The 23,819-nt window shown below is 73.6% G+C and carries 20 protein-coding genes and 1 pseudogene; 8 read left to right on the forward strand and 13 right to left on the reverse strand.

Translation table 11 applies throughout. The annotated features are described in order from the left end of the window. Positions 1–36 precede the first annotated feature (36 nt). The 3 genes from tenA to OG689_RS20710 form a co-directional block, all read right to left on the reverse strand. Positions 37–723: a thiaminase II gene (tenA, locus tag OG689_RS20700; protein WP_266322385.1), complete on the reverse strand. Its 687-nt coding sequence runs from the start codon at positions 721–723 to the stop codon at positions 37–39. A gap of 186 nt (positions 724–909) precedes the next feature. After that, positions 910–1,227, reverse strand: coding sequence for a cupin domain-containing protein (locus OG689_RS20705; protein WP_073929256.1), 318 nt, complete (start codon positions 1,225–1,227; stop codon positions 910–912). Next, a complete protein-coding gene (locus OG689_RS20710; protein ID WP_266322388.1) occupies positions 1,224–1,346 on the reverse strand; it encodes a hypothetical protein in 123 nt (40 codons plus the stop codon). The genes OG689_RS20705 and OG689_RS20710 overlap by 4 nt, the downstream gene beginning before the upstream one ends. A gap of 348 nt (positions 1,347–1,694) precedes the next feature. On the opposite strand from OG689_RS20710, the gene OG689_RS20715 reads away from it, so the two are divergent. Together OG689_RS20715 and OG689_RS20720 are read left to right on the forward strand one after the other, a co-directional pair. Beyond that, on the forward strand, positions 1,695–2,072 hold the full coding sequence (locus OG689_RS20715; RefSeq protein WP_266322389.1) for a phage holin family protein: 378 nt from the start codon (positions 1,695–1,697) through the stop codon (positions 2,070–2,072). Between the two features lie 483 nt (positions 2,073–2,555). Next, complete coding sequence (locus tag OG689_RS20720; protein ID WP_266322391.1) at positions 2,556–5,645, forward strand: protease pro-enzyme activation domain-containing protein; 3,090 nt, start codon at positions 2,556–2,558, stop codon at positions 5,643–5,645. A gap of 227 nt (positions 5,646–5,872) precedes the next feature. Here OG689_RS20720 and OG689_RS20725 read toward each other — a convergent pair whose 3' ends face one another. From OG689_RS20725 to OG689_RS44835, 3 genes and pseudogenes are all read right to left on the reverse strand, one after another. Further along, complete coding sequence (locus OG689_RS20725; RefSeq protein ID WP_266322392.1) at positions 5,873–6,298, reverse strand: SsgA family sporulation/cell division regulator; 426 nt, start codon at positions 6,296–6,298, stop codon at positions 5,873–5,875. Positions 6,299–6,612: 314 nt separating this feature from the next. Then, entirely contained in the window at positions 6,613–7,032 is a 420-nt protein-coding gene (locus OG689_RS20730) for an IclR family transcriptional regulator C-terminal domain-containing protein (RefSeq protein ID WP_266322394.1), read from the reverse strand. A 208-nt stretch (positions 7,033–7,240) separates the two neighbouring features. Continuing rightward, positions 7,241–7,648: pseudogene (locus tag OG689_RS44835) on the reverse strand (hypothetical protein); the annotation flags it as partial. Between the two features lie 119 nt (positions 7,649–7,767). On the opposite strand from OG689_RS44835, the gene OG689_RS20740 reads away from it, so the two are divergent. Continuing rightward, positions 7,768–8,319 carry an NUDIX domain-containing protein gene (locus OG689_RS20740; RefSeq protein ID WP_266322396.1) on the forward strand — a complete coding sequence of 184 codons (552 nt, stop codon included), beginning with the start codon at positions 7,768–7,770 and terminating at the stop codon, positions 8,317–8,319. 166 nt (positions 8,320–8,485) lie between these two features. On the opposite strand, the gene OG689_RS20745 is transcribed toward OG689_RS20740, so the two are convergent. From OG689_RS20745 to pdhA, 4 genes are all read right to left on the reverse strand, one after another. Further along, positions 8,486–10,267, reverse strand: coding sequence for a globin domain-containing protein (locus OG689_RS20745; RefSeq protein WP_266322398.1), 1,782 nt, complete (start codon positions 10,265–10,267; stop codon positions 8,486–8,488). A gap of 235 nt (positions 10,268–10,502) precedes the next feature. Next, a complete protein-coding gene (locus tag OG689_RS20750) occupies positions 10,503–11,849 on the reverse strand; it encodes a dihydrolipoamide acetyltransferase family protein (RefSeq protein WP_266327301.1) in 1,347 nt (448 codons plus the stop codon). 5 nt (positions 11,850–11,854) lie between these two features. Further along, positions 11,855–12,850 carry an alpha-ketoacid dehydrogenase subunit beta gene (locus OG689_RS20755; RefSeq protein WP_073929250.1) on the reverse strand — a complete coding sequence of 332 codons (996 nt, stop codon included), beginning with the start codon at positions 12,848–12,850 and terminating at the stop codon, positions 11,855–11,857. After that, positions 12,850–14,001: a pyruvate dehydrogenase (acetyl-transferring) E1 component subunit alpha gene (gene pdhA / locus OG689_RS20760; RefSeq protein ID WP_266322401.1), complete on the reverse strand. Its 1,152-nt coding sequence runs from the start codon at positions 13,999–14,001 to the stop codon at positions 12,850–12,852. Before pdhA ends, OG689_RS20755 begins: the two co-directional genes overlap by 1 nt. 229 nt (positions 14,002–14,230) lie before the next feature. On the opposite strand from pdhA, the gene OG689_RS20765 reads away from it, so the two are divergent. Then, entirely contained in the window at positions 14,231–14,698 is a 468-nt protein-coding gene (locus OG689_RS20765; RefSeq protein ID WP_266322402.1) for an Lrp/AsnC family transcriptional regulator, read from the forward strand. A gap of 238 nt (positions 14,699–14,936) precedes the next feature. On the opposite strand, the gene OG689_RS20770 is transcribed toward OG689_RS20765, so the two are convergent. Next, a complete protein-coding gene (locus OG689_RS20770) occupies positions 14,937–15,521 on the reverse strand; it encodes a TetR/AcrR family transcriptional regulator (RefSeq protein WP_266322403.1) in 585 nt (194 codons plus the stop codon). Between the two features lie 32 nt (positions 15,522–15,553). Further along, a complete protein-coding gene (locus tag OG689_RS20775) occupies positions 15,554–16,621 on the reverse strand; it encodes a glycosyltransferase family 2 protein (RefSeq protein ID WP_266322404.1) in 1,068 nt (355 codons plus the stop codon). A gap of 207 nt (positions 16,622–16,828) precedes the next feature. On the opposite strand from OG689_RS20775, the gene OG689_RS20780 reads away from it, so the two are divergent. The 3 genes from OG689_RS20780 (at position 16,829) to paaN (ending at position 20,571) form a co-directional block, all read left to right on the forward strand. Beyond that, entirely contained in the window at positions 16,829–17,326 is a 498-nt protein-coding gene (locus tag OG689_RS20780) for a GtrA family protein (protein ID WP_266322406.1), read from the forward strand. Between the two features lie 76 nt (positions 17,327–17,402). Further along, positions 17,403–18,668, forward strand: coding sequence for a glycosyltransferase family 39 protein (locus OG689_RS20785; protein ID WP_266322408.1), 1,266 nt, complete (start codon positions 17,403–17,405; stop codon positions 18,666–18,668). Between the two features lie 202 nt (positions 18,669–18,870). Then, the gene (gene paaN, locus OG689_RS20790) at positions 18,871–20,571 is read left to right on the forward strand and encodes a phenylacetic acid degradation protein PaaN (protein WP_266322409.1); all 1,701 of its coding nucleotides are present in this window, start codon (positions 18,871–18,873) and stop codon (positions 20,569–20,571) included. 25 nt (positions 20,572–20,596) lie between these two features. Here paaN and OG689_RS20795 read toward each other — a convergent pair whose 3' ends face one another. Further along, positions 20,597–21,865: a dolichyl-phosphate beta-glucosyltransferase gene (locus tag OG689_RS20795; RefSeq protein WP_323189311.1), complete on the reverse strand. Its 1,269-nt coding sequence runs from the start codon at positions 21,863–21,865 to the stop codon at positions 20,597–20,599. Between the two features lie 101 nt (positions 21,866–21,966). Here OG689_RS20795 and OG689_RS20800 point away from each other — a divergent pair, with 101 nt between their 5' ends. Next, a complete protein-coding gene (locus tag OG689_RS20800; RefSeq protein WP_266322411.1) occupies positions 21,967–23,478 on the forward strand; it encodes an FAD-dependent monooxygenase in 1,512 nt (503 codons plus the stop codon). Positions 23,479–23,819: the final 341 nt, after the last annotated feature.

The following is a 23,819-nucleotide window of genomic DNA, read 5'->3' on the forward strand; positions in this document are numbered from 1 at the left end:
GACCGGCTCGGACCGGTCAGACCAGCTCGGACCAGCTCAGACCGGCCAGGTCTCGCCGCGCCAGGCCGCGTCCCAGAACATCCACTCGTAGCGCGAGGTGGTGGTGAAGTGCTCCACCACCCGCCGCCGTTCGGCCGGGGAGATCTCCTCGCCGAGCCGGTCGGTGAGCGCCAGCACCCGGCGGACCACCGACTGGAAGGCCTCGTCGCCGTAGGTGGCGATCCACTTGGCGTACAGCGGGTCCGGCGAGGACTTGGCGAGCAGCTCCTGGCCGACCCGGGCGTAGATCCAGTAGCAGGGCAGCACCGCCGCCACCGCCTCGGGATACGAGCCGCCGTGGACGGTCGCCAGCAGGTAGCTGGTGTAGGCCCGGGTGGTCGGCAGCACGGGCTCGGCGGCGGCCTGCTCGGCACTGTCGCCGAAGGCGTCCATGAACTCGGCGTGCATGCCCTGCTCGGCGGCGAGCGCGCCCACCGCATCGTCGGCGAACGCCCGCACGTCCTCCTCATCGGGCGCCTTGGCGGCGCAGACGGCCAGGGCCCGGGCGTAGTCGCGCAGGTAGTGCGAGTCCTGGACGACGAAGTGCCGGAAGGCGGCCCGCGGCAAGGTGCCGTCGGTCAGCCCGGCGAGGAACGGGTGGTCGAGGATCTTCGCGTAGACGGGCTCGATCGACGCCCACAGCTCGTCGGTCAGGCTGCGCGGCTCGGTGCGGCTCGAGGTCATGGTGCTGCTCCCTCCCTGTCCCGGACGGGGTGCTCCCCGGTCACGGCCAGGTTCTGGCGGTCGACGCGGCCGCCGGCACCCGGCGTCACCTGCCGCACGTGCCGTCCAGCGCCCTCTCAGCCCGCTGCCACGGGCTCCCGCGGTGATCACGGACTGGTCGGGCCCGACCCTACCGGCCGCGCCCGCTCAGTCCTCCGGCGGGGAGAACACCACCAGCACCCGCAGCTCCTCGGTGATGTGGTGGAAGCGGTGCGGCACCCCCGCCGGCACGTACGCCACGGTGCCCCGCCCGACGGTGGTCGTCTCGTCGCCCACGGTGAGTTCGGCCCGGCCGCTGACCACCTGGTAGATCTCGTCCTGGGCGTGCGCGGTCTGCGGGTCGGTGTCGCCGGGGGAGAGCGCGTAGAGGCCGGCCGACATGTGGCGCTCCTTCAGGAAGCGCAGGTAGGCGCCCTCGTTCGCGGCACGCTCCGCGTCGAGCTGGTCGAGCCGGAACACCTTCATGCCCGGACCGTGCCGATCCCGGCGGCCCGGACCGCGCCGACGGACGCGACGCCCCCGACGGACGCGACCGGGGAGGGGACGAGGGCCGGGCGGGCAGCGCCGGGCGGGTCGGGAATCATGGGAGAAGCTCCTTCCGAGCCTCGCGGATCAGCGCCGGGGACGCGGCCTTGGACAACGCCTCCACCTGCGGCAGATCGTACTCTCCCGCCCTTCCCGGACCCGCTGCGCGCAAGCGGCTCCGGGCCGCCCCGGGGCCGCGATCCGCCCCGGCCGGCGGCGGGGTTCCCCGGCGGCGCCCGCAGCCGGCCGGCCCGCGCCGGCACCCGGGTCGAGCGTCCTGCTCAGGGGTGCTCCGGGGGGTGCGGACGGCGCCGAAAAGTGAGGGCCTTCAGGCCTAGGTTCACGGGCCCCGGGTCGGGCATCGTATGTACCAACCTTCGGCCACCAGATGGGATACGTGTTCAACCGTGAAATCTTTCGCCATCAAGACACTCATCAACGCGGCGGCCATCTGGGTCGCGGCCTGGATCGTCACGGGCATCACGCTGTCGGGACAGGACGGCTGGGGGCAGCAGACCCTCACGGTGATCGCGGTGGCCCTGATCTTCGGCGTGGTGAACTGGCTGATCAAGCCGGTGGTGAAGCTGTTCTCGCTGCCGCTGTTCGTCCTGACGCTGGGCCTGGTCACCTTCCTGATCAACGCCCTGATGCTGTGGCTGACCTCGTGGGCCTCGGACAAGCTCGACCTGGACTTCCACGTGGACGGCTTCTGGGCCGCCTTCTTCGGCGCGCTGATCATCAGCCTGGTCTCCTGGGGCCTCAGCCTGGCCCTCGACAACGACTGATCGCGGCCGGCCGTCCCGGTCCCTCCTTGTGCCCGACCGTGCCCGACCCAGCGCCCGCCCGGATCCCCGAGCGGGCGCTGACGTGTGTGCGCGGGCGCGCGGACCGGAGCGCGGGCGCAGGAGCGCGGATCGCGGGCGCGGAGCCCCGGGCGAGCGCGGTGTGCGGAGGCGCGGGGAGGCGCGAGGAGGCGCGAGGAGGCGCGGAGCAGCGGCAAGGCTCGGTGAACGGAGCCCGTCAGGTCGATATCCCCGTCCCGATTGTCGTACCGCGACTGATATAACGACCCTCGGTGATTCCACCGTCGGGGATGGGGGAGTCGGGGGGCTTCCGGCCTTGCCACGTGCACGGCCTTCCACAGCATGTCCGCTTCGAGCCGGCACCGCCGCCGCTCGGCGGCGAGACCTGTCCGGCCGACCGGTCCGGGGTCACCACAGAGGCTGCATCCGCAGCACCTCGCTCCCGTACGTACCAGGAGATTGTGGATGGCCAATCCCACGGATCCGCCGCGCGGATTCCGAATAGCCGGGCCGGCCACGGCCCAGGCCCGGCGGTTCTCGTCACGGCGCCTGCTCACCGGATCCGCGGCCACCGCGCTGGTGGCCGCACTGCTCGTCCCGGGCACGGCGTTCGCCGACAGCCCGTCACCGGCTCCGCAGCGGGTCGGCACCGCGCCCACCGCCCCGGTCGGCGCGGTGGCGGCCACCGCCCCGGCCGACGACACCGTGCTCCAGCTCGGCGTCACCCTGTCGCCCCGCGACCCGCAGGCCCTGCAGAGCTTCCTCACCGGGGTCTCCACGCCGGGTTCGGCGCAGTACCACCAGTATCTGAGGACCGGTGAGTTCGGCCAGCGCTTCGGCGCCGACCGGGCGACCCTGCAGCGCGCGGCCGAGGCCCTCACCGGTCTCGGCCTGCACCCCGGCACCGTCGGCTCCGACGGCCTCACCATCCCGGTCACCGCGACGGTGGCGGAGGCCGAGAAGGCGTTCGGCACCGACATCGCCGGCTACCGGCTGGCCGACGGCCGGACCGCCTACGCCAACACCGAGGCGCCGGAGCTGCCGGGCAGCATCGCCGGCTCGGTCGCCGGCGTGGTCGGCCTGAACACCCTGGCCGCGGCCCGCAGCAACCACGCGCTGCCGGACGGGGCGGCCGCCGCCCCCAAGTCGGCGCCCAAGGCTGCCGCCGGCGACGGCGCCGGCGTCGCTCCGCACGCCACCGGTACGCCCCCGCAGCTCTGCCAGTGGGTCCAGGACTGGCAGAAGCAGAGCTACGGCCGGGAGGACTACCGGGACTACTACAGCAGCAACGCGCTGGCCACGGTCTACAACATGCCGGTCGGCGCCAGCGCCGGCGGTGCGGGCAGCACCGTGGCGCTGTTCGAGCTGGAGGACTACTCGGACGCCGCCGTCGCGGCGTACCAGCAGTGCTACGGCACCAGCACCCCGGTCTCCCGGGTCAAGATCGACGGCGGGCCGACCCACGCGCCGGACCTCAACAACTACGGCATCGAGTCCGCGCTGGACATCGAGACCGTCCTCGGCCTCGTCCCGAACGCGAACATCCTGGTCTACCAGGGCCCGGACGCGCAGTTCGCCACCAAGGCGAACGTCCTGAACGTCTACCGGGCGATGGTCAACGACAACCGCGCCCAGGTGCTGTCCACCAGCTGGGGCATCTGCGAGGCGGACGCCGACCCGGCGATGCTGACCAGCGAGAACCTGATCTTCCAGCAGGCGGCGGCGCAGGGCCAGACCGTGGTGGCCGCCTCCGGCGACAGCGGGTCCAACGGCTGCTTCCGGGACGGCGGGGCGTCCGACCCCCGGATCAGCACCGACGACCCGGCGAGCCAGCCGTACGTCACCGGCGTCGGCGGCACCTCGATGACCGGGCACTCCGCCGACCTGGTCCAGTCGGCCTGGAACCGCGGCGGCTCCACCGGTGGCGGGGTCTCCCGCACCTGGAAGCTCGACGCGGCCACCGGCTACCAGGCCGGCACCACCGGCCCGGGCTACAGCGGCACGTCCTGCACCGCGGCGGCCGGCCAGGCCTGCCGGCAGGTCCCGGACGTCGCCGCGCTGGCGGACGGCTCCAACGGCTACCTGATCGCGGTCGGCGTGGACGCCCAGGGCCTGCAGTACTGGGGCCGGATCGCCGGCACCAGCGGCGCGGCCCCGGTCTGGGCCGCCGTCGCGGCTGCCGCCAACGCCTCCCTCCAGTGCGCGGCCGGCGGCCCGCTGGGCTTCCTCAACCCCGCGCTCTACCGGGCCAAGGGCGGCTCCGGCCTCCTCGACGTCACCACGGGCAACAACGCCTACATCCCGTCGGGCTACACCGGGAACCTGTACCAGGCGGGTGCCGGCTACGACCTGGCGACCGGCCTCGGCGCGCCGAACGCGGCCGTCCTGACCGACACCCTGTGCGCCGCCGCCCCGGAGAGCCCGGCCGGCACGTTCAAGGCCGTCGCGCCGACCCGGCTGCTGGACACCCGGGAGGCCGGCGGACAGACCGCGGGCGGCGCCGTCGGCGCCTACCAGACCCTGTCGCTGAAGATCGCCGGCCGGGCCGGCATCCCCACCCAGGGCCTGACCGGCGTCGTGCTCAACGTGACCGTCACCCAGCCCCGGGCCGACGGCCACCTGACCGTCTACCCCTCGGACAAGGCCCTGCCGAGCACGTCCAACATCAACTGGGTGAAGGGGACGACCATCCCCAACCTGGTCACCGTGCCGGTCGGCGCCGACGGCAGCGTCAAGCTGTACAACGGCAGCTGGGACGCCGCCCACCTGATCGCCGACGTGTCGGGGTACTACTCCAGCACGGCCGCGGACGGTTCGACCTTCACGGCCACCGGCCCGACCCGCATCCTGGACACCCGGCAGAGCGGTGACCAGACCGGCGGCCGGCCCGCGAGCCCCTACCAGGAGATCCCGGTGGCGATCGCCGGCCGCCCCGGCCTGCCCGCGCAGGGCATCACCGCGGCGGTGCTCAACGTGACGGTGACCGGCACCCAGTCGGACGGCCACCTGACCGCCTACCCCTCCGGCGGGGCCCGCACCACCACGTCCAACCTCAACTGGACGACCGGCCAGACCATCGCCAACCAGGTGATCGTCCCGGTCGGGCCGGACGGCAAGGTCGTCCTGCTCAACGACACCTGGACGAGTTCGCACGTGATCGCCGACATCTTCGGCTACTTCACGGCCGGCACGGCGGGCGCGCAGTTCCACACCACGGTGCCGCACCGGCTGATGGACACCCGGACCGGCATCGGCACCTACCAGGGTCCGCTGGAGTACCACAGCGTCCGCAACCTGCCGCTGGACTTCGGCGGGCGACTGTCGCAGTCCAAGGCCGTGGTGCTCAACATCACCGTGACCGGCACGCTCGACGACGGCCACCTGGAGGTCTACCCGTACAACGGGACCACGACCTCCTCGGCGCTGAACTGGAGCAAGGGCCAGACCATCGCCAACCACGTGACCGTCCCGGTCGGCGGCTCCGGATCGATCGAGATCTACAACGCCAGTCTGCGGGCCGAGGTGATCGTCGACGTGCTCGGCTACTACAGCTGAGACCGTGCCGGTGAGGCCGGCCACCGTCCGGCCGGGACACTCCGGCCGAACAACCGGCCGCCCATCAGCGGCGGGAGGGCCCTGCACCAGGTGTGCGGGGCCCTCCGTCCGTTCCCGCCCGGAGCCGTGACCGCCGGGCCCCGGCACCCGGCCGCCCGGGGGCGGTGCGTCGCGCGCCGGTGCGTCGCCGGCCGGGACGCTCCGCGAAGAGGGCCGCGGCGGCCCGGTCAGCCCGCGTTCTCACACCCCTTGAGAATGTCGGCGAGCTCGGCCTCCAGCTCGCCGCCGGTGAGTTCCTGGCCCATCGGCACCAGCCGGTCCGCGCGGGTCAGAAAGGCGACCAGGGGCGGCGCCGAGGCCCGTAGCAACGCGTCGCCCTCGGGGGAGTGCAGGACGATGCAGACGTCGGTGAGCTCCTCCCCGCCGATCGGGTGGATGTGCACGTCGCCCTCGCCCGTCGGGCGGCTGATCCCGTCGAGCAGCAGCTCCCGGGCGAACACCCAGGTGACCGGTGCGTCACCGGGCAGGTGGAAGGTGAACCGGACGGCGTAGGGGTCGCCGGGGTCGTACTCGAGATCGACCACGATGCGGAGGGAGAGCTCGTTCGAGACCACGAGGTTCATGACCACGTGGCCCTGGACTGTGCTGTGCATGCGCGAGTACCTCTCGTTCTGCCCGGCCGTGCGTGCTGATGGTCCACCGATGGCCGGACACGCGGTTCGCTGTGTAGGAACGGTGCCCCGGGTGGGCGCTCCGCCCGCCGGTGAGGGCGGGATTTCCCCGAGCTCTGGAGCTGGAGGTGGGAGTGCGGCTCGCGACTGTGAAAAGTCCTGCCAATTCTGTACTTTCGCCTCGATTCCCCGTTCAAACCTCCTCGTCCACGTTTGGGGAGGTTGTGGACAGGATGTGCTTTTTCACATGGTGAACGAGGCGGACGCCAGGCGGGCCCCTTCTCGGCACTGTGCCGTCAGAGGACGAACGAAGGGGACATCGCCCCGACCTTGACCCGGAGCCGCTCGACCGTGGCCGCCGGCCGTCCCGCCTGCTCCAGCGGGAGCGACGGCGCCATGGTGGCCACCGGCGAGCCGAGCGTGATCGGCACCGCGGCGCAGACCGTGCCGAGCGCGTCCTGCTGCCGCTCGGTCGCCGGCACCGTGGGCGTGACGGCGCCCAGCACCCGCAGGACGGCGGATTCCCGCGCCGGGGTCGACGGGGTGAGCCCGACCGGCGGATGGCGCGAGAGGTGGTCCCGCCGGGCCTCCTCGGAGAGCCGGCCGAGCAGGCACTGTCCGATCGGGTGCGCGTGCGCGGTGACCCCGGAGGTCGGCCCGGACCTCGACGGCGGGCCGGGTCGGACCGGACGCCACGTCCACCACTTGAACCTCACCCTCCTCGTGGACCGCGAGATGAACAGCCGCCTCCGGGTCGTCCCTCAGCTGCTCCATCCGGGTGGGCGGCTCGGTGCGGCCGGAGTGCCGGCCGTCGACCCGGCCGATGCCCTCCACGGAGTCGCCGTGGAAGCACGTGCCCTCGGCCCGGCGCAGGCAGCCCTCGTGGGTCAGGGTGCGCAACAGATGGGAGGCGGTGCCCAGGGGGAGGCCGGCGGCGCGCGCGAGCTGTTTGGCCGTGGCGGCCCGGAGGAGGCCTCCGATCGCCTCCAGCAACCGCAGGGCCCGCCGGACGGAGGCGATCAGGGTGGGCCGGCGGTCCTTCCTCCCCGCCGGCCGGGTCGTGGCCGCCCGGGCCGGCCGACCCCTCCGGACGGCGTTCGACGCTTCTGCGATCCGATCCATGACCACACCCGGGCCCCAGCCCCGGTCAGTGCGCAGGAGGGCATCCGCAGTGGACTGCTCCGTTGTGCCCGGCGGTCGCCCATTGCAGCACAGGGCGGGTCGCGTCGCAATCACAGTCGTACGTTTCATCGGCGAAAGACCTTTGAATCCAAGGCATGTCCCGTCGTTGTCGATGAATACCGAAACCAGGGGCAAGCCTCGCCTTGGCATTCAAGATCCATTAGCCCTGCTCCCCCGCTGCTCGAACGGACGTACCCGGGCATGGCCGCGTTTGGCCGCGGCCCGCCTGCGGCAGACTCCCGCACAACGCTCCAGCCCCGGAGGTGGCCATGGCCAACCCGCCGCGTCCCGTCGTCAAGCGCACCGCGCGGGCGATCCTGCTGGAACTCGACCCGGACGACGCGCACGGCCAGGCCTCCATCGTGCTGATCAAGCGCACCCGGCCCGGCAGCCACCCGTACTGGATCACCCCCGGCGGCGGCGTGGAGCCCGAGGACCGCACGGTCGTCGAGGCACTCCACCGCGAGGTCGACGAGGAGCTCGGCGGCAAGGTCGTGGACGTGGTGCCGGCCTTCGTCGACACCATCAGCCACCCCCACCCGCACGCCCCGGGCGGGGGCACCCCCGCCGACGCCGCCGCCCTCGCCCACCCGCACGGCGTCAAGGTGCAGCACTTCTTCGTCTGCCGGCTGGCTGCCATGGACCCGTCCCGCCGGCACGGGCCCGAGGTGGACGAACCGCAGGGGGAGTACGAGATCGTCCGGCTGCCCTTCACCCGCGAGGGCGTCACCTCGGTCAACGTCGTACCGCCGAGCCTGCGGGCCTTCCTCGCCGCCAACATCGAGGGCGTCCGCGCGATGCTCGCGCCCGACCTGGGCTGACCCGCCCGAACCGCCGGACCAACCCCCGGACGGGACAGCGGCCGCCGGACCGGACGGTCGGGGCGGCGGCACACCCGCGCCGGCCGGTACCGGCCCGGGCACAGCGGTGGGCGCGGACATGGGCACCGGGGCGGGCACCGGCGCGGGCACGGGTACCGGCACGGCGCTACGCCGCGGCCAGGTCCCCGACCAGGTCGTGCCGGATCCGCCCCGGCGCCACCCCGGCCCGCAGCAGCACCCCGACCGACCGGCGCACCATCGCCGGCGGCCCGCTGAGATAGGCCTCCCGCTGGGACCACGGGCCGAACCGGGCCACCACCTCCGGCAACTCGCCGGACAGTGCGGCGTCCGGCCCGGCCATCCCGCCGGGCCCCGACAGCACCGGCCGCACCGACAGCCACGGGTGCCGCTGTGCCAGCAGGCGCAGCTTCTCCAGCCCGTACAGCTCGGGATCCCGGCGGGCACCGTAGAACACCTCGACCGTGCGGCCGGCCGCACCGTGTTCGGCGAGCTCCTCCACCAGCGCGCAGATCGGGGCGATCCCGGTCCCGCCGCCCAGGCAGAGCAGGTCCGTGCCGGACGCGTGGTCCAGCACCATCGAACCGGCCGGCGGCCCGAGCCGGAGCACGTCCCCCGGGGCAGCCCGGCGGACCAGCGCGTTGCTGACCCAGCCCGCCTGCACCGCTTTGACATGGAAGGTGAGCAGGCCGTCCGGCCGGGGCGCCGAGGCGAACGAGTAGTGCCGCCATACCCGCGGCCACCAGGGGGTCTCCAGGGTGGTGTACTGGCCCGCCCGGTACGGATAGGGCTGGTCGGGGCGGACGGTGACCACCGCGATGTCGCGGGTGGCCTGCTGGTGCGAGACCACCTCGGCCTGCCACCAAGCGGGGGAGATCCGGGCGGCGCCCTCGGCCGCGTCGATCATGATGCCGGAGATCAGCCGGTAGGCCCGGCGCCAGGCCAGCTCGGTCTCGGCGTCCCAGCGGGTGCCGGCGTACCGGGCCAGCGCCGCCACCAGGCACTCGCCCACCGGACCGTAGTGGCCGCTCAGCGTGCCGTACTTGCGGTGGCCCCGGCCCAGCCCGGTCAGGTACTCGGTGAGCCCGGCCGGGTCGTCGGCGCTGCGGGCGGCCTGCAGCAGGGCGCGGAACAGACGGTCGCGCTGGACGTCCATGGCCGCCGGGAAGAGCGCCCGGACCTCGGGGTGGTGCAGGAAGATCAACGCGTAGAAGTGCGCGGTGGCCCGGTCCGCGACCGGCTCGACCACGGCGAGGGTGTCCCGGATCAGCCCGATGTCCCGGGCGGTCGGCGGCAGTGCGTCCGGGCCGGCCACCGCACCCGCCGGCGCGGCGCCGGCCGGAAGGGCCTGCGCCCGGGCCTCCGGCGCGGGCAGCGGGCCGGGGGCGGGTGCGGGGCCCGGCGCGGGATCGTCGAGGGTCCGCATCGCCCAGGCCCGGCTCCAGTCGTCGCCCGGACCGGCCCAGTTGAGGCCCGGCGCGGCGGCGAGCAGCGGCGTGACGGCCGAGCCGGCCCCGGTCGCGGGCGTGCTCGGGGCCGGGGGGAGGGCGCGGGGCGCCCCGGGGATCGACGGGGGCACGGTCGGCATCGCCGGGATCGGCGGGCCCGGCACCCCACCGGGGGCGGGCCCGGCCTCGGCGGCCGCCCGCGCGGCGGGCACCGAGGCCTGGTCGGCGACCGTACCCGTACCGGGGGCTGTACCCGTACCGGGGGCCGGACCCACGCCGCCCGCCGTACTCAGGCCGCCCGCCGCGGTCGTACCGGCCGCCGGCGCGGGTCCGGGGTCGGTGTCCGGCGCGGAAAGCGGGTCGCCGCCCGGCTCGGGGACCGGCTCGGACGCTCCCTGCGGCACCGGCGGCAGTCCCGGCACGGCCGAGGCCGTGGCCGATCCGTGCCCGGCCCGGACCAGGAGCGCTCTGGGTTTCTTCACCGCAACTTGACGAGTACTCAAGAGAATCGTTTCGCCTCCGGCCGACCCTGCAACCACCTGGCTTGTCCCTGCTGAAGCCTTCGGTAGCGTGGCACGCCCGCACAGCTCATCCGACAAATCACGCGAAGACCGGACACACAGCCCGTCCGCGCGCTACGCTCCCCCGACCTATGGCCGTCGCCCTGTGCGCCGGAGTCGACACACAGGGCGACGGCCGTCCGGGCCGGCCCCGCGCTCAGAGCTGGCGCATCAGCATCCCCGGCTGCTCGACGCAGTCGGCGACGAAGCGCAGGAACCCGCCCGCCGTACCGCCGTCGCAGACCCGGTGGTCGAAGGTGAAGGACAGCTGGGTCACCTGCCGGACCGCCAGCTCCCCCCGGTGCACCCACGGCTTGGCCACGATCCGGCCGACCCCGAGCATGGCCGCCTCGGGGTGGTTGATCAGCGGGGTCGAGCCGTCCACGCCGAACACGCCGTAGTTGTTGAGCGTGAACGTCCCGCCGGTGAGCTCGGCCGGGGTGAGCGAGCCGGCTCGTGCCGACTCCGTCAACCTGGCCAGCTCGGCGCCCAGTTGCACGGTGTTCAGCAGATGCGCGTCACGCACCACCGGGACGACCAGACCGCGTTCGCTCTGCGCCGCGAACCCCAGGTGCACGACGGAGTGCCGCCGCAGGGCCACCGGGGCGCCGGAGGCGTCGCACTCCACGCTCGCGTTCAGCTCCGGGAACCGGGCCAGCGCGGCGGTCGAGATCCGGGCGAGCAGGGCCAGCAGACCGATCCTGGGCCCGCCACCGCCGTTCAACTGCTCACGCAGCGCCAGGAGTTCCGTGGCGTCGGCATCGACCCAGCAGGTCGCGGCCGGGATCTCCCGGTGGCTGAGGGTCAGCTTCTCGGCGATCGTCCGGCGCAGACCGCGCAGCGGGACGGCGCCCTCGGCGGTCGCCGCCGCGGGCCGCGGAGCGCCGTTCGCCGGGCCGGCCGCCGGGGCGGCGGCCGCGGCGGCCACCGCCCGGTCCACGTCCGCGCGCAGGATCAGCCCGTCCGGGCCGCTGCCGGTCAGCCCCGCCAGGTCGATGCCGTGCTCGCGGGCACTGCGACGGACCAGCGGCGAGATCACCGCGACCACCGCCGGGGCGGCCGGGACCAGCTGCCGCACCGGCGCCGGAGCGGGCGCCGGAGCCACCGCCTCGACGGTGCCGGCACGGCCGACGGCCCCGCCCGGGCGGACCCGGCCGCGCCGGGCCCCCTTGCCGCCCTCCGAGGTGCCGTAGCCCACCAGCACGTTGCCCGAGCCGCCGGTCGGCGCGCCCAGGTCCGAGCCGGCCACGTCGCCCGACGGGGACACCGCGACCGTCACCAGCGCGGCACCGACCGGCACCTCCTCCCCCGGCTCGCCGTACCGGGCGGTGACCACCCCGCCGTACGGGCAGGGCACCTCGACCACGGCCTTCGCCGTCTCCACCTCGACCACCGGCTGGTCGACCGCGATCACCTCGCCGACCTCGACCATCCAGCGGACCACCTCCGCCCCGGTGAGCCCCTCACCGAGGTCGGGCAGCGTGAACTCGCGTACGACGGGCATCATCCTCAGTCCTCCCACTGGAGCCGGGCGACCGCGTCCAGGATCCGATCCACCCCGGGGAGGTGGTGGTGCTCCAGCATCGGCGGCGGGTACGGGATGTCGAAGCCGGTCACCCGCAGGACCGGGGCGGCCAGGTGGTGGAAGCAGCGCTCGGTGACCCGGGCGGCGATCTCCGCGCCCGTCCCCCCGAAGCCGCTCGCCTCGTGCACGACGACCGCCCGACCGAGCGAGCGGACCACCCGGCAGACCGTCTCGTCGTCGAAGGGCACCAGGGTGCGCAGGTCCAGCACCGCGAGGTCCCAGCCCTCGGCCTTCGCCGCCTCGGCCGCCTCCAGGCAGACCGGCAGCGAGGGCCCGTAGGTGATCAGCACGGCGGAGCTGCCGGTCCGGCGCAGCACGGCCCGGCCGATCGGCTCGACCGGCGCGGTCGGGTCCAGGCTGTCCTTGCCCCAGTAGAGCCGCTTGGGCTCCAGGAAGACCACCGGGTCGTCCGAGGCGATCGAGGCCCGCAGCAGACCGTAGGCGTCGCCGACGGTGGCGGGTGTGACCACGTGCAGACCCGGGGTCTGGGCGTAGTACGCCTCGGAGGAGTCGCTGTGGTGCTCGACCCCGCCGATGCCGCCGCCGTACGGGATCCGGATGGTGATCGGCAGCGGCAGCTTGCCGGCCGTGCGGTTGCGCATCTTCGCGACGTGCGAGACGAGCTGCTCCATCGCCGGGTACGCGAACGCGTCGAACTGCATCTCGACCACCGGGCGCAGCCCGTACATGGCCATGCCGATCGCGGTGCCGAGGATGCCGGCCTCCGCGAGCGGGGTGTCCAGGCAGCGGTCCTGGCCGAACTCCGCGGTCAGGCCGTCGGTGATCCGGAAGACACCGCCGAGCGCGCCGACGTCCTCGCCGAGCACGTGGACGCTCCGGTCCTCGCGCATGGCGTCGCGCAGCGCCGCGTTGAGCGCCTGCGCCATGGTGCTGGTCCGCACCGGTGTTGCTGTGCTCATCAGTGCTGCACCTCGGCCTCGGCGGCCAGCTCGGCGGCGAGTTCGGCGGCCAGCTGGGCCGCCTGCTCCCGCAGTTGCGGGGTGGGCTCGGCGTAGACGTGGGCGAACAGCGACATCGGGTCCAGCTCGGCGTCGCTGTGGAACTCCGCGCGCATCCGGGCGGCCAGCGCCTCGGCCTCCTCGGACGCCTGCCGGACGAGCTGGTCGTCCAGCAGACCGGCCTCGCGCAGGTGGCGTTCCATCAGCAGGACGGGGTCGTGCTCGCGCCAGGCGGCGACCTCCTCGTCCTCGCGGTAACGGGTGGCGTCGTCCGCGTTGGTGTGCGCCTCCAGCCGGTAGGTGAGCGCCTCGACCAAGGTCGGACCGCCGCCGGAGCGGGCCCGCTCGACGGCCTCGCCGAGCACCGCGTGCACCGCGGGCGCGTCGTTGCCGTCCACCAGCCGGCCCGGCATGCCGTAGCCGACGGCCTTGTGGGCCAGGCTGGGCGCGGCGGACTGCTGGGTGAGCGGCACCGAGATCGCGTACCCGTTGTTCTGCACCAGGAAGACCACCGGGGCCTGCAGCACCGCGGCGAAGTTCAGGGCCTCGTGGAAGTCCCCCTCGCTGGTCCCGCCGTCGCCGAGCAGCGCCAGCGCGACGACCGGCTCACCGCTCAGCCGGGCGGCGTGCGCCAGGCCCACGGCGTGCGGGGCCTGGGTGGCCAGCGGCGTGCAGAGCGGCGCGGTGCGGGTCGCCCGCGGGTCGTAGCCGGTGTGCGCGTTGCCGCGCAGCAGCGTGAGCGCCTCCAGCGGGTCCACCCCGCGGGACACCACGGCCAGGGTGTCCCGGTAGCTCGGGAACAGCCAGTCGCCGGCGCCCAGCACCATCGCCGCCGCGACCTGGCAGGCCTCCTGGCCGGTCGAGGCCGGGTAGACGGCCAGCCGGCCCTGCTTGGTGAGCACGGTGGCCTGCTGGTTGTAGCGTCGGCCGACGACCAGTCGGCGGTACAGCTCGCGCAGCAGGGCCGGGTCGTACTTCTCCAGCGCCGGGGTGCCGAGCACCCGTACGGGGGAGGCGTCCGGGAGCAGCGGCGCCGGGTCGGTGCGCGGGGCGGTGGCCCCGGGCAGCCAGCCCGGCACGGACGTGTGGTGTCTGTGATCGAGAACGGTCATCTCGGGCACCTCCAAGGGGTGGGGGAGGGGCTGCGGTGGCAGCGGGGTGGTGCCGTGGTGCTCAAGGGCCGCGACCGGGTCGGCGACGGATTCCTCCCTACCGATTGTTCGGTTGTCTGTTCATTCTGACCACAGCTGCGCCAAGGTGGTGGACAATCGGCCGTGACAGCGGTCTGCTGGAAGCAGCACGTCCATATCCGAGGGGTGGGGGGCCATGTCCGCTGAACAGATGTCCAGAGCGAAGGAACCCGTCACCCCGCTGGACCGGGTCGACAGGTCCATCCTGCGCCTGCTCCAGCAGGACGGGCGGGCCTCGATACGCTCGGTGGCCGAACGCGTGCACGTCTCCCGGGCCAACGCCTACGCCCGGATCTCCCGGATGATGGACGACGGAGTGATCCGCGGCTTCACCGCCCGGGTCGACCACGAGCGCGCCGGCCAGGGCGCCTCCGCCTACATCACCCTGAAGATCGTCCAGAACTCCTGGCGGACGGTCCGCGAACAACTCCTGGAACTGCCCGGGGTGGCACACATCGCCCTGGTCGGCGGCGAGTTCGACGTACTGCTGCTGGTGCACACGGCCGACAACCGGGCCCTGCGGGAGCTGGTGCTCGGCCGCATCCAGTCGATCCCCCAGGTGCTGGCCACCCAGACCCTGATCGTCTTCGAGGAGACCGACCAGGTACCCCCCGACTGAGCCCCCGGCCCGTAGCCGGCGGAAGGACCACCCCACGTACGAAGCAGCCCTCACACAGGGCGTTGACCTGCGGGAGGGCACGGCCGCGAGCGAGCCGAGGGGGCGCGCCGGTGCCGAAAGTAGAGAGAGCGAGGAAGGGAGCGGTGGGGGTACCTCCCGGCCGAAGGCTGGGGGAGACCGCGGGAGCGACGACCGTCGGCACCGGGTCAAAGCGCCCGCGAGGCGAGCCGAGCCTCAATCAAACGGCCCGCAGGCCGTCGAAGGCGAGGCGGACGACCGTGTCGGCGACGCCGTCGGCGGTCCTGATGCCCGGGCGGTACCACTCGACGATCGAGTTGATCATGCCGAAGAGCAGCCGGGTGGCCAGCCGCGGGTCGACGTCCGAGCGCAGGGCGCCGTCGGCGACGGCGGCCCGGACGAGTTCGGCGACCCGGTGGTCGAACTCGCGGCGGCGCTCCAGCGCCCACTGCTCGGTGGCGGTGTTGCCGCGCACCCGCAGCAGCAGGGTGACGTACGGGAGCTCCGTGAGCAGGACTTCGGTGGTGCGGCGCACCACGTGCTCCAGCCGGTGCACGGCCGGGCCCTCGGTGGCGGCCGGTTCGCCGAGGATGCCGAAGAGGCCGTCCAGCGCCCGTCCGACGGCGAGCCGCAGCAGCTCCTCCTTGCCCCGCACATGGTGGTAGATCGAGGACTTGGAGATCCCGGCGGCGCGGGAGAGGTCCTCCATCGAGGTGCCGTCGTAGCCCCGCTCGTTGAACACGTCGACGGTCACCGCGAGCAGCGACTCCACGGTGTAGGCGGTGCGGGTGGTGTGATCGGCCATCCTCCGAGTATCCCCGGCGGCCGGACGAAGGATCAGGCCGGGGGCAGTTGACCGGCCTCGGGCCGGCCGGAGGGCACCTTCGGCTCGGCCGCCGGCCCGTTGGCGGGAGCGGTGGAGGCGGCGGGCGTACCGGCCGGGGTCGCGGCCTCGGCGGTGCGGCCGCTGTCGCTGGCGATGAAGTAGGTGGGCCGCTGCTGAACGGCGGTGTAGATCCGGCCGACGTACTCGCCGAGCAGGCCGAAGCAGATCAGCTGGACGCCGCCGAGGAAGAGCATCGCGGTGAACAGCGAGGTCCAGCCGGGCACGGTGTTGCCGAGCGCGTAGGCCGTCAGGGTGAAGACCAGCATGGCCAGGCAGGTGAAGAAGCTGACGACGCCGAGCCAGGTGGCCAGCCGCAGCGGGGCCGCCGAGAAGCTGGTGATGCTGGTGATGGCCAGGCCGACCATCTTGCGCAGCGGGTACTTGGTCTCGCCGGCGGCGCGCTCGTCGCGCTGGTAGGTGACCTGGCCGCTGGGGAAGCCCAGCCAGGGCACCAGGAGTCGGTAGACCTGCTGCTGGTCGGGGAGGGTCTTGAGGGCGTCCACGGCCTCGCGGCTGAGCAGCCGGAAGTCCCCGGCCTGGGACGGGACGCTCTTGCCGACCAGCCGGCGGATCAGCCAGTAGTAGGCGCCGGCCGTCCGGCGCTTGAAGCCGGTGTCGGTGGAGCGGTCCGAGCGGATCCCGTAGACGATGTCCAGGCGCTGGGCCTTGGCCAGGTCCAGCATCTCGGGGATCTTCTCCGGCGGGTCCTGGAGGTCGGCGTCGATGCTCGCCACGTACGCCCCGCGGGCGCTGTGCAGGCCGGCGGTGAGGGCGGCCTGGTGGCCGGAGTTGCGGCGCAGCGCGACCACCCGCAGCTGCGGCCAGCCGGCCCGGAGGTCCTCCAGCCGGGCGGCGGTCTTGTCGGTGCTGCCGTCGTCGACGGCGACCACCTCGTAGCTGACGCCGGTGCCGTCCAGGACGGGGCGCAGGCGCTCGACGAGGACCGGCAGGACCTCCTCCTCGTTGTACATGGGGATGACGACGGAGAGCTCGGTGCGGTCGTGGTGCACTGCGGTCATCGGTTGTCCTGGCCCATGGGAGAAGAAGGTGATCGGCTGGTGTCGCGAACGGGTCAGGGAGTGCCGTCCACGCCCATACCGTAGACTGCGCCGATGCCGAGTGGGAGCTTTGCGGTCCGACAACTGTCGATCGGTACAGACCAATATTCCCCGCGGCTGACCGTTTGGCAGGGTTTTCCGACTCCTCGACCCAGGGTTCCGTGACCGATGCCGTCCGACTCCGATCACGACGACACGCCGCGACCGGCGGTACCGCCGACGGCGACCCGTCCGGCGGGGCCGGACCACCCGGCGGCGAAGCGCCCGGGGGCCGTCCGGCAGCTGCCCGTCTTCGCCGTCGTCGGCGCGGTGTCCACCGTCGCCTACCTGGGCCTGTACGTGGCTCTCAGCCCCGCCGTCGGTGACCGGACCGCCAACCTGATCGCGCTGCTCGTCACCGCCGTGGCCAACACCGCCGCCAACCGCCGCTTCACCTTCAAGGTGCGCGGGTCGGCCGGCGCCGCCAGGCACCAGGTGCAGGGGCTGGTGGCTTTCGTGGCGGGGCTGGTGCTCAGTGACGGCGCGCTGGAACTGCTCGCGCGGGTCGCGCCGGACGCCTCCTCGCCGGTCAAGGTCGGTGCCCTGATCGCCGCCAACGCGGCGGCGACGCTGCTGCGCTTCGTGCTGCTGCGGCTGTGGGTGTTCCGAGAGCCGGCAGACCGGTGAAGCTCCAGGGCCAGGTCTGGACCAATGTCCTAGACTCGGCGCACCATCGACCGCGGCAGGGTGGGATCAGGTCTTGATGAACGCAGAACAGGCAGTGACCACCGGCGTGCCCGAGCAACGGGACGGCGGGGCGGGGGCGGAGGCCGACAGCCTGCGCGAGAAGGCACGCCGGCTGGCGATCCGCTACGGGCCGGCCGTCTGGTGCTACACGGTGCTGAAGCTGATCGGCTTCACCGTGTTCATGCGGATGCTCCAGTTCGCCGGCGACTACGCCAAGAAGGACGCGCGCTTCGGCGGCGGCGCCCAGCCCTGGGACGTACTGGCCTCCTGGGACGGCTGGTGGTACCGCCAGGTCGCGGAGTTCGGCTACCACCCGCAGCTGATCCACGTGCCCGGCGCGGTCGAGGGCTTCACGATAGAGCAGAACTCCGCCGCGTTCTTCCCGCTGTACCCCGGCCTGATGCGGCTGGTCTCGGAGGGCACCGGCCTCGGCCTGTACGGCGCCGGGATGCTGGTCTCGATCGTCGCCTCGCTGTTCGCCGCGGCCGGCATCTTCGCCGTCGCCGAGCGGCTGGCCGGCGCCCGGGCGGGCGTGATCGCGGCCGGCCTGTGGGCGGTGATCCCGGGCTCCGGCGCCGAGTGGGCGGTCTACTCGGACTCCACCTTCGTCGCGCTCGCCGCCTGGTCCTGCTATCTGGTGTTGACCAGGCGCTGGGTGGCGGCCGGCGTGGTCACCCTGGTCGCCGGGCTGAACCGGCCGACCGCGGCGGCCCTGATCGCGGGCGTCGGCATCGCGGCCCTGATCGACCTGTACCGGCGGGAGAGCGGCGTGGTCCGCCCGCTGGTGGCGATGTTCCTGGCGCCGCTCGGCCTGCTCGGCTACGTCGGCTGGGTGGGCTGGCGGATGGGTGACTGGGGCGGCTACTTCAAGCTCCAGCGCGAGGCCTGGCTGCACTACTTCGACTACGGCGTGAGCACCTGGAACTCCATGCGCGGGGTGATGCTCGGCCGGTTCGACTACCCGTTCGCCTACCCGATCCCGGACATGCTGGCCGTCCTGATCGTGCTGGCCCTGCCGATCCTGGTCGTGCTGATGCTGCGGCTGCGGCCGCCGGTGGTCCTGATCGTCTACACCCTGGTGACGCTGGTGACGGTGCTGGGCAGCGCGCAGATCTTCGGCAACACGTCCCGCTACCTGCTGCCGGTCTTCCCGCTGTTCGTGCCGCTGGCCATCGCGCTGCGCAAGCTGAGCTGGCCGGTGCTGGCCACCGTGCTCGGCTCCGCGGCGATCGCCTCCGGCTGGTTCGCGGGCTACATCATCTTCGAACTCGGCGTCCCGTAGACCGGGTCCGACCTCGACACCGCCACGCCCCGGCCGGGTTCCCGGCCGGGGCGTCGTCGTGTCCCGGCGGCCGCCGGAGCCCCGGGCTTTTCCCGGGCCGCGCGGGCCCCGGACCGGAAAGGGAGCGCGGAACCCCTTGAGCCGACCGATCGTTCGGTTACTCTGTGACGTGTCCCGTCCGCCTCCTCCGAGGAGCGCACCAATGGCTGCTGCGGTCACCCACCCCCTCGTCGCCGAACTCGTCGAACGCCACCAGGACACCCTGAACCGGGCGCTCACCGCCATCACCGAACGCGACTACTGGTCCCCGTACCCCGAGTTCCCCAAGGCGTACGGCGAGAGCGGCGCCGCGGACGGCAAGGCCGCCTTCGACGCCCTGCTCGGCCGGCCCTTCACCATCGAGGGGCAGCCCACCGACGGCGACCCGGTCGGCGGCGAGGCCTCCCCGTACGGCATCGAGCTGGGCATCAGCTACCCGCACTCCGCGCCGGACCCGCTGATCGCCGCCCTGCAGGCGGCCCGTCCCGGCTGGGCCGCGGCCGGCCCGGCCGCCCGCGCGGCGCTCTGCCTGGAGATCCTGGCCCGGATCAACGCCCGCTCGCACGAGTTCGCGCAGGCCGTGATGCACACCACCGGCCAGGCGTACGGGATGGCCTTCCAGGCCGGCGGCCCGCACGCCCAGGACCGCGGGCTGGAGGCCGTCGCGTACGCCTACGCCGAGCAGACCAGGCTCCCGCTGCAGGCCGGCTGGACCAAGCCGCAGGGCAAGCGCGACCCGCTGCGGATGTCCAAGGAGTTCACCGTCGTGCCGCGCGGCATCGCGCTGCTGATCGGCTGCAACACCTTCCCCACCTGGAACGGCTACCCCGGCCTGTTCGCCTCGCTCGCCACCGGCAACCCCGTCCTGGTGAAGCCGCACCCGCGCGCCGTGCTGCCGCTGGCGCTCACCGTGCGGATCGCCCGCGAGGTGCTCGCCGAGGCCGGGTTCGACCCCAACCTGGTCTGTCTGGCGGCCGAGCACGAGGGCGCCGCCGTCGCCAAGGTGCTGGCGGTGCGGCCCGAGGTGAAGCTGATCGACTACACCGGCTCCACCGCCTTCGGCGACTGGCTGGAGGAGAACGCCCGGCAGGCCCAGGTCTACACCGAGAAGGCCGGCGTCAACACGGTGGTGATCGACTCCACCGACGACTACAAGGGCATGCTGGCCAACCTGGCCTTCTCCCTCTCGCTGTACAGCGGCCAGATGTGCACCACCCCGCAGAACCTGCTGATCCCGCGCACCGGGGTCCGCACCGACCAGGGCGACAAGTCCTACGACGAGGTGGTCGCCGACCTCGCGGCCGCCGTCGAGGGCCTGCTCTCGGACGACGCCCGGGCGGCCGCCGTCCTCGGCGCCGTGGTCAATCCCGGGGTGCTCCAGCGCACCGTGCAGGCCGCCGGCGGCGAGTACGGCGAGCTGGCCCTGGCGCCCCGGGTGGTCACCTCCCCCGACTTCCCGGCCGCGACCGTCCGCACCCCCGCGCTGGTCAAGGCGGACGCCGACAAGCCGGACGACCGGGCCGCCTTCCTCACCGAGTGCTTCGGGCCGGTCTCCTTCGCCGTCGCCGTGGAGTCCACCGAGGCCGCCGTCGAGCTGCTCCGCCGCACCGTGCGCGAGCAGGGCGCCATGACGGCGGCCGGCTACACCGTCGAGCCGGAGGTCGAGGCCGCCCTGGTCGAGGCCGCCCTGGACGCCGGCGTCTCGCTCTCGCTCAACCTCACCGGCGGGGTCTACGCCAACCAGACCGCCGCCTTCTCCGACCTGCACGGCACCGGCGCCAACCCGGCCGCCAACTCCGCGTACTGCGACGCGGCCTTCGTCGCGAACCGGTTCCGTACCGTCGAGGTGCGCCGGCACGTCTGACCGGCCCGCGCCTCGGCGCCCTCCTTCAGCCCCGGGCCGCCCGCCCGGGGCTGAAGACCCAGACCCGCAGCAGCACGAACCGCACCAGGGTGGCCAGCGCGTTCGCCGCCACCAGGGCGGCCAGCTCCGCGCCGTGCCTGGCCTGCGGCTGCACCACCCCGAGCAGGGCGATCGCACCGCTGCTCAGGCCCAGCCCGATCAGGAACGCGATCCCGCCCTCGACCTGGTGCTTCAGGGCGTCCCGGCTGCCGGTCACGCCGAAGGTGAAGCGCCGGTTGAGGGCGGTGTTCGCCACCGCCGTCACCGCCAGCGCCAGGGCGTTGGCGACCAGCGCCGGCATCAGCTGACGCAGCCCCAGGTACAGCAGCACGTACGCCAGGGTGGAGAGCGTGCCGACCACCGCGAAACTGGCCAACTGCCAGCCCAGGCCGGGCGCCAGCCGGGCCTGCCGGACCCTCGGCGGCACCGGCAGCCGGGTGGCGCCGGACAGCGAGCGGCGGGCCACCCTGGCCATCCCCTTCAGGTCGTCCAGCACCGTCCGGACGATGTCCACCCGGCTGTCCGGATCGTCCACCCAGTCCACCGGGACCTCGTGGATCCGCAGGCCCGACCGCTCGGCCAGCAGCAGCAGCTCGGTGTCGAAGAACCAGGCGTTGTCCTCCACCTCGGCCAGCAGCCGCTGCACCACGTCCGTCCTGGCCGCCTTGAAACCGCACTGCGCGTCCGAGAACTTCGCCGCCATGGTGGCCCGCAGCAGCACGTTGTAGGTGCGCGAGATGAACTCCCGCTTGGGCCCGCGCACCACCGCCGAGCCCCGGTGCAGCCGGCTCCCGATCGCCAGGTCGCTGTGCCCCGACAGCAGCGGCGCGACCAGCGGCAGGAACGCCTCCAGCCCGGTGGACAGGTCGACGTCCATGTACGCCACCACGTCCGCGGCGCTGTCGCCCCAGACCTGCCGCAGCGCCCGGCCGCGACCCTTCAGATCCAGGTGCACCGCTCTGACCTGCGGAATCTCTGCCGCCAGGGCGCAGGCCACGGCCCAGGTCCCGTCGATGCTGGCATTGTCGGCCACCGTGATCCGGTAGTCGTACGGGAAGGTCTCGTCGAGATAGGCGTGCAGCCGCCGCACGCAGCGCTCCAGCACGTGCTCCTCGTTGTAGACCGGTACGACCACCTCGACCAGCTTGGTCGCGGCCCGCGTCGGCGCACCGGCGCGGAGGCCGCCGGAGGGGGAGGCGCCGGCGCGCGCGGGGCCGGCGTCACGGTCGGTCTCGGATGTTGCGGGCTGAGTCATGATTCGGAGATTCACAGGTCCCGATGGGGCCGCGATGATGGGAGGCTGAGAGAGCGCTGAGAACTCGCTCCCACCCTCGTCCCACCGCCGGGAGATGACATATGACCCAGAAGCAGCTCAGCTCCGATGTCCTGATCGTCGGAGCCGGACCGACCGGGCTCCTGCTGGCCGGCGATCTGGCCACCGCCGGCGTCCGGGTCACGGTGCTGGAGAAGCGCGGCAGCGAGTCCAACCTCACCAGAGCCTTCACCGTGCACGCCCGGACGCTGGAGCAGCTCGACGCCCGGGGGCTCGCGGACGACCTGATCGCCACCGGTGCCCCGCTCTCCTCGCTGCGCCTGTTCGGCCGGCTGCGGATCGAGCTCGGCGCGCTGCCGACCCGCTTCCCGTTCGTCCTGATCACCCCGCAGTCCAACACCGAGCGGCTGCTGCAGGAGCGGGCCCTGAAGGCCGGTGCGACGATCCTGCGCGGCGTCGAGGTGACGGGCCTGCGCCAGGACGCCGAGAGCGTGCGGATCGAGACCGGCGAGGGGGACACCAAGGCCGTCCACCGGGCCCGCTACGCGGTCGGCACCGACGGTGTCCACAGCGCCGTGCGCGACCTGCTGGGCATCCCGTTCCCCGGCGAGTCGGTGGTCGACTCCGTGCTGCTGGCCGACGTCCGGCTGGAGCGCGCCCCCGAGGACGTCCTGACGGTGGGCGCCAACGAGAACGGCTTCGCCTTCCTCGCGCCCTTCGGCGACGGCTGGTACCGGGTGATCGCCTGGGACCGCGCCCGCCGGCTCCCCGACAGCGCCCCGGTGAACCTGAGCGAGATCGCCGACATCACCCGCCGGGCGCTCGGCGAGGACTACGGCCTGCACGACGCCCGCTGGTCCTCCCGCTTCCACAGCGACGAGCGGCAGGCGCCCAACTACCGCTCCGGCCGGGTCTTCCTGGCCGGTGACGCGGCGCACTGCCACTCCCCGGCCGGCGGCCAGGGCATGAACACCGGCCTCCAGGACGCCGCCAACCTTTCCTGGAAGCTCGCCGCCGCCGTCCAGGGCTGGGCCCCCGACGCCCTGCTGGACACCTACCAGACCGAGCGCCACCCGGTCGGCCGGACCGTCCTGCGCACCTCCGGCGCGCTGGTCCGCCTCGCGCTGGCCCGCTCCGGCCCCACCCGGGCCCTGCGCTCCGCCCTGACCTCCTTCGCCGACGGCCTCGGCCCGGTCGCCGCCAAGGGCGCCCGCAGCGTCTCCGGCATCGGCATCAAGTACCCGGCCCCGAAGGACTCCCACCCGCTGGCCGGCCGCCGGGTGCCGGACCTGCGGCTCACCGGCCTGTACCCGGCCGAGGGCACGGCGGACGGCCGGACGGGCGGCCCCGGCCGGCTGTACGAGGCCCTGCGGACCGGCCGGTTCGTCCTGGTCAGCAACGACGAGCTGTCCGCCGCCGACCCCTGGGCGGACCGGGTGGTCACCGCCGCCCCCGCCGACCCGCACGGCAAGCTCCGCGACACCGTCCTGCTGGTGCGTCCGGACGGCTACGCCGCCTGGGCCGCCGTCGACCCGAGCCGGGGCGAGCTGCGGGCCGCCCTGGCGCAGTGGCTGGGCGCCCCCTCCGACGACTGATGCCGGCGGCGGGCCCGGGGCGGCGGCCCCCGGCCCGCTCGTAGCAACCGGCCGCCCTCGCCCGGCCCCGCGCCCGACCCCGCCCACGACGGCGGGGACCGGGGCCGGCCGCCGCGCCGCCCTGCCGCCGTGTTGCCGTGTTGCCGTGTTGCCGGGGCAGCCGAGGAAGCCCGCCGGAATGCCCCACCCCGGCCCGGCCTGCCCCCCGCGGTGCGTGCCGAAATGGGGGCAACCGCCCCGGACCTATTCACCGGAGAAGTCCCGTTCGCTCTGCGCGAATTGGGCCAGACCAATTCCGGTACGCTTCATCCCCTGTCGCGAGCTGCGCAGATGACGCACCG

This window comes from Kitasatospora sp. NBC_00240 (assembly GCF_026342405.1).
Lineage (GTDB): Bacteria > Actinomycetota > Actinomycetes > Streptomycetales > Streptomycetaceae > Kitasatospora.

Bases quoted from the DNA above. Each gene is read 5' to 3' on its own strand.
- OG689_RS20785 (WP_266322408.1), top strand. From the start codon at position 17,403: ATGAACGCAGAACAGGCAGTGACCACCGGCGTGCCCGAGCAACGGGAC.
- OG689_RS20750 (WP_266327301.1), bottom strand. From the start codon at position 11,849: ATGCCCGTCGTACGCGAGTTCACGCTGCCCGACCTCGGTGAGGGGCTC.
- OG689_RS20770 (WP_266322403.1), bottom strand. From the start codon at position 15,521: ATGGCCGATCACACCACCCGCACCGCCTACACCGTGGAGTCGCTGCTC.
- OG689_RS20775 (WP_266322404.1), bottom strand. From the start codon at position 16,621: ATGACCGCAGTGCACCACGACCGCACCGAGCTCTCCGTCGTCATCCCC.
- OG689_RS20755 (WP_073929250.1), bottom strand. From the start codon at position 12,850: ATGAGCACAGCAACACCGGTGCGGACCAGCACCATGGCGCAGGCGCTC.
- paaN (WP_266322409.1), top strand. From the start codon at position 18,871: ATGGCTGCTGCGGTCACCCACCCCCTCGTCGCCGAACTCGTCGAACGC.
- OG689_RS20795 (WP_323189311.1), bottom strand. From the start codon at position 21,865: ATGACTCAGCCCGCAACATCCGAGACCGACCGTGACGCCGGCCCCGCG.
- OG689_RS20765 (WP_266322402.1), top strand. From the start codon at position 14,231: ATGTCCAGAGCGAAGGAACCCGTCACCCCGCTGGACCGGGTCGACAGG.
- OG689_RS20720 (WP_266322391.1), top strand. From the start codon at position 2,556: ATGGCCAATCCCACGGATCCGCCGCGCGGATTCCGAATAGCCGGGCCG.
- OG689_RS20780 (WP_266322406.1), top strand. From the start codon at position 16,829: ATGCCGTCCGACTCCGATCACGACGACACGCCGCGACCGGCGGTACCG.
- OG689_RS20725 (WP_266322392.1), bottom strand. From the start codon at position 6,298: ATGCACAGCACAGTCCAGGGCCACGTGGTCATGAACCTCGTGGTCTCG.
- OG689_RS20705 (WP_073929256.1), bottom strand. From the start codon at position 1,227: ATGAAGGTGTTCCGGCTCGACCAGCTCGACGCGGAGCGTGCCGCGAAC.
- pdhA (WP_266322401.1), bottom strand. From the start codon at position 14,001: ATGACCGTTCTCGATCACAGACACCACACGTCCGTGCCGGGCTGGCTG.
- OG689_RS20740 (WP_266322396.1), top strand. From the start codon at position 7,768: ATGGCCAACCCGCCGCGTCCCGTCGTCAAGCGCACCGCGCGGGCGATC.
- tenA (WP_266322385.1), bottom strand. From the start codon at position 723: ATGACCTCGAGCCGCACCGAGCCGCGCAGCCTGACCGACGAGCTGTGG.
- OG689_RS20710 (WP_266322388.1), bottom strand. From the start codon at position 1,346: ATGATTCCCGACCCGCCCGGCGCTGCCCGCCCGGCCCTCGTCCCCTCC.
- OG689_RS20800 (WP_266322411.1), top strand. From the start codon at position 21,967: ATGACCCAGAAGCAGCTCAGCTCCGATGTCCTGATCGTCGGAGCCGGA.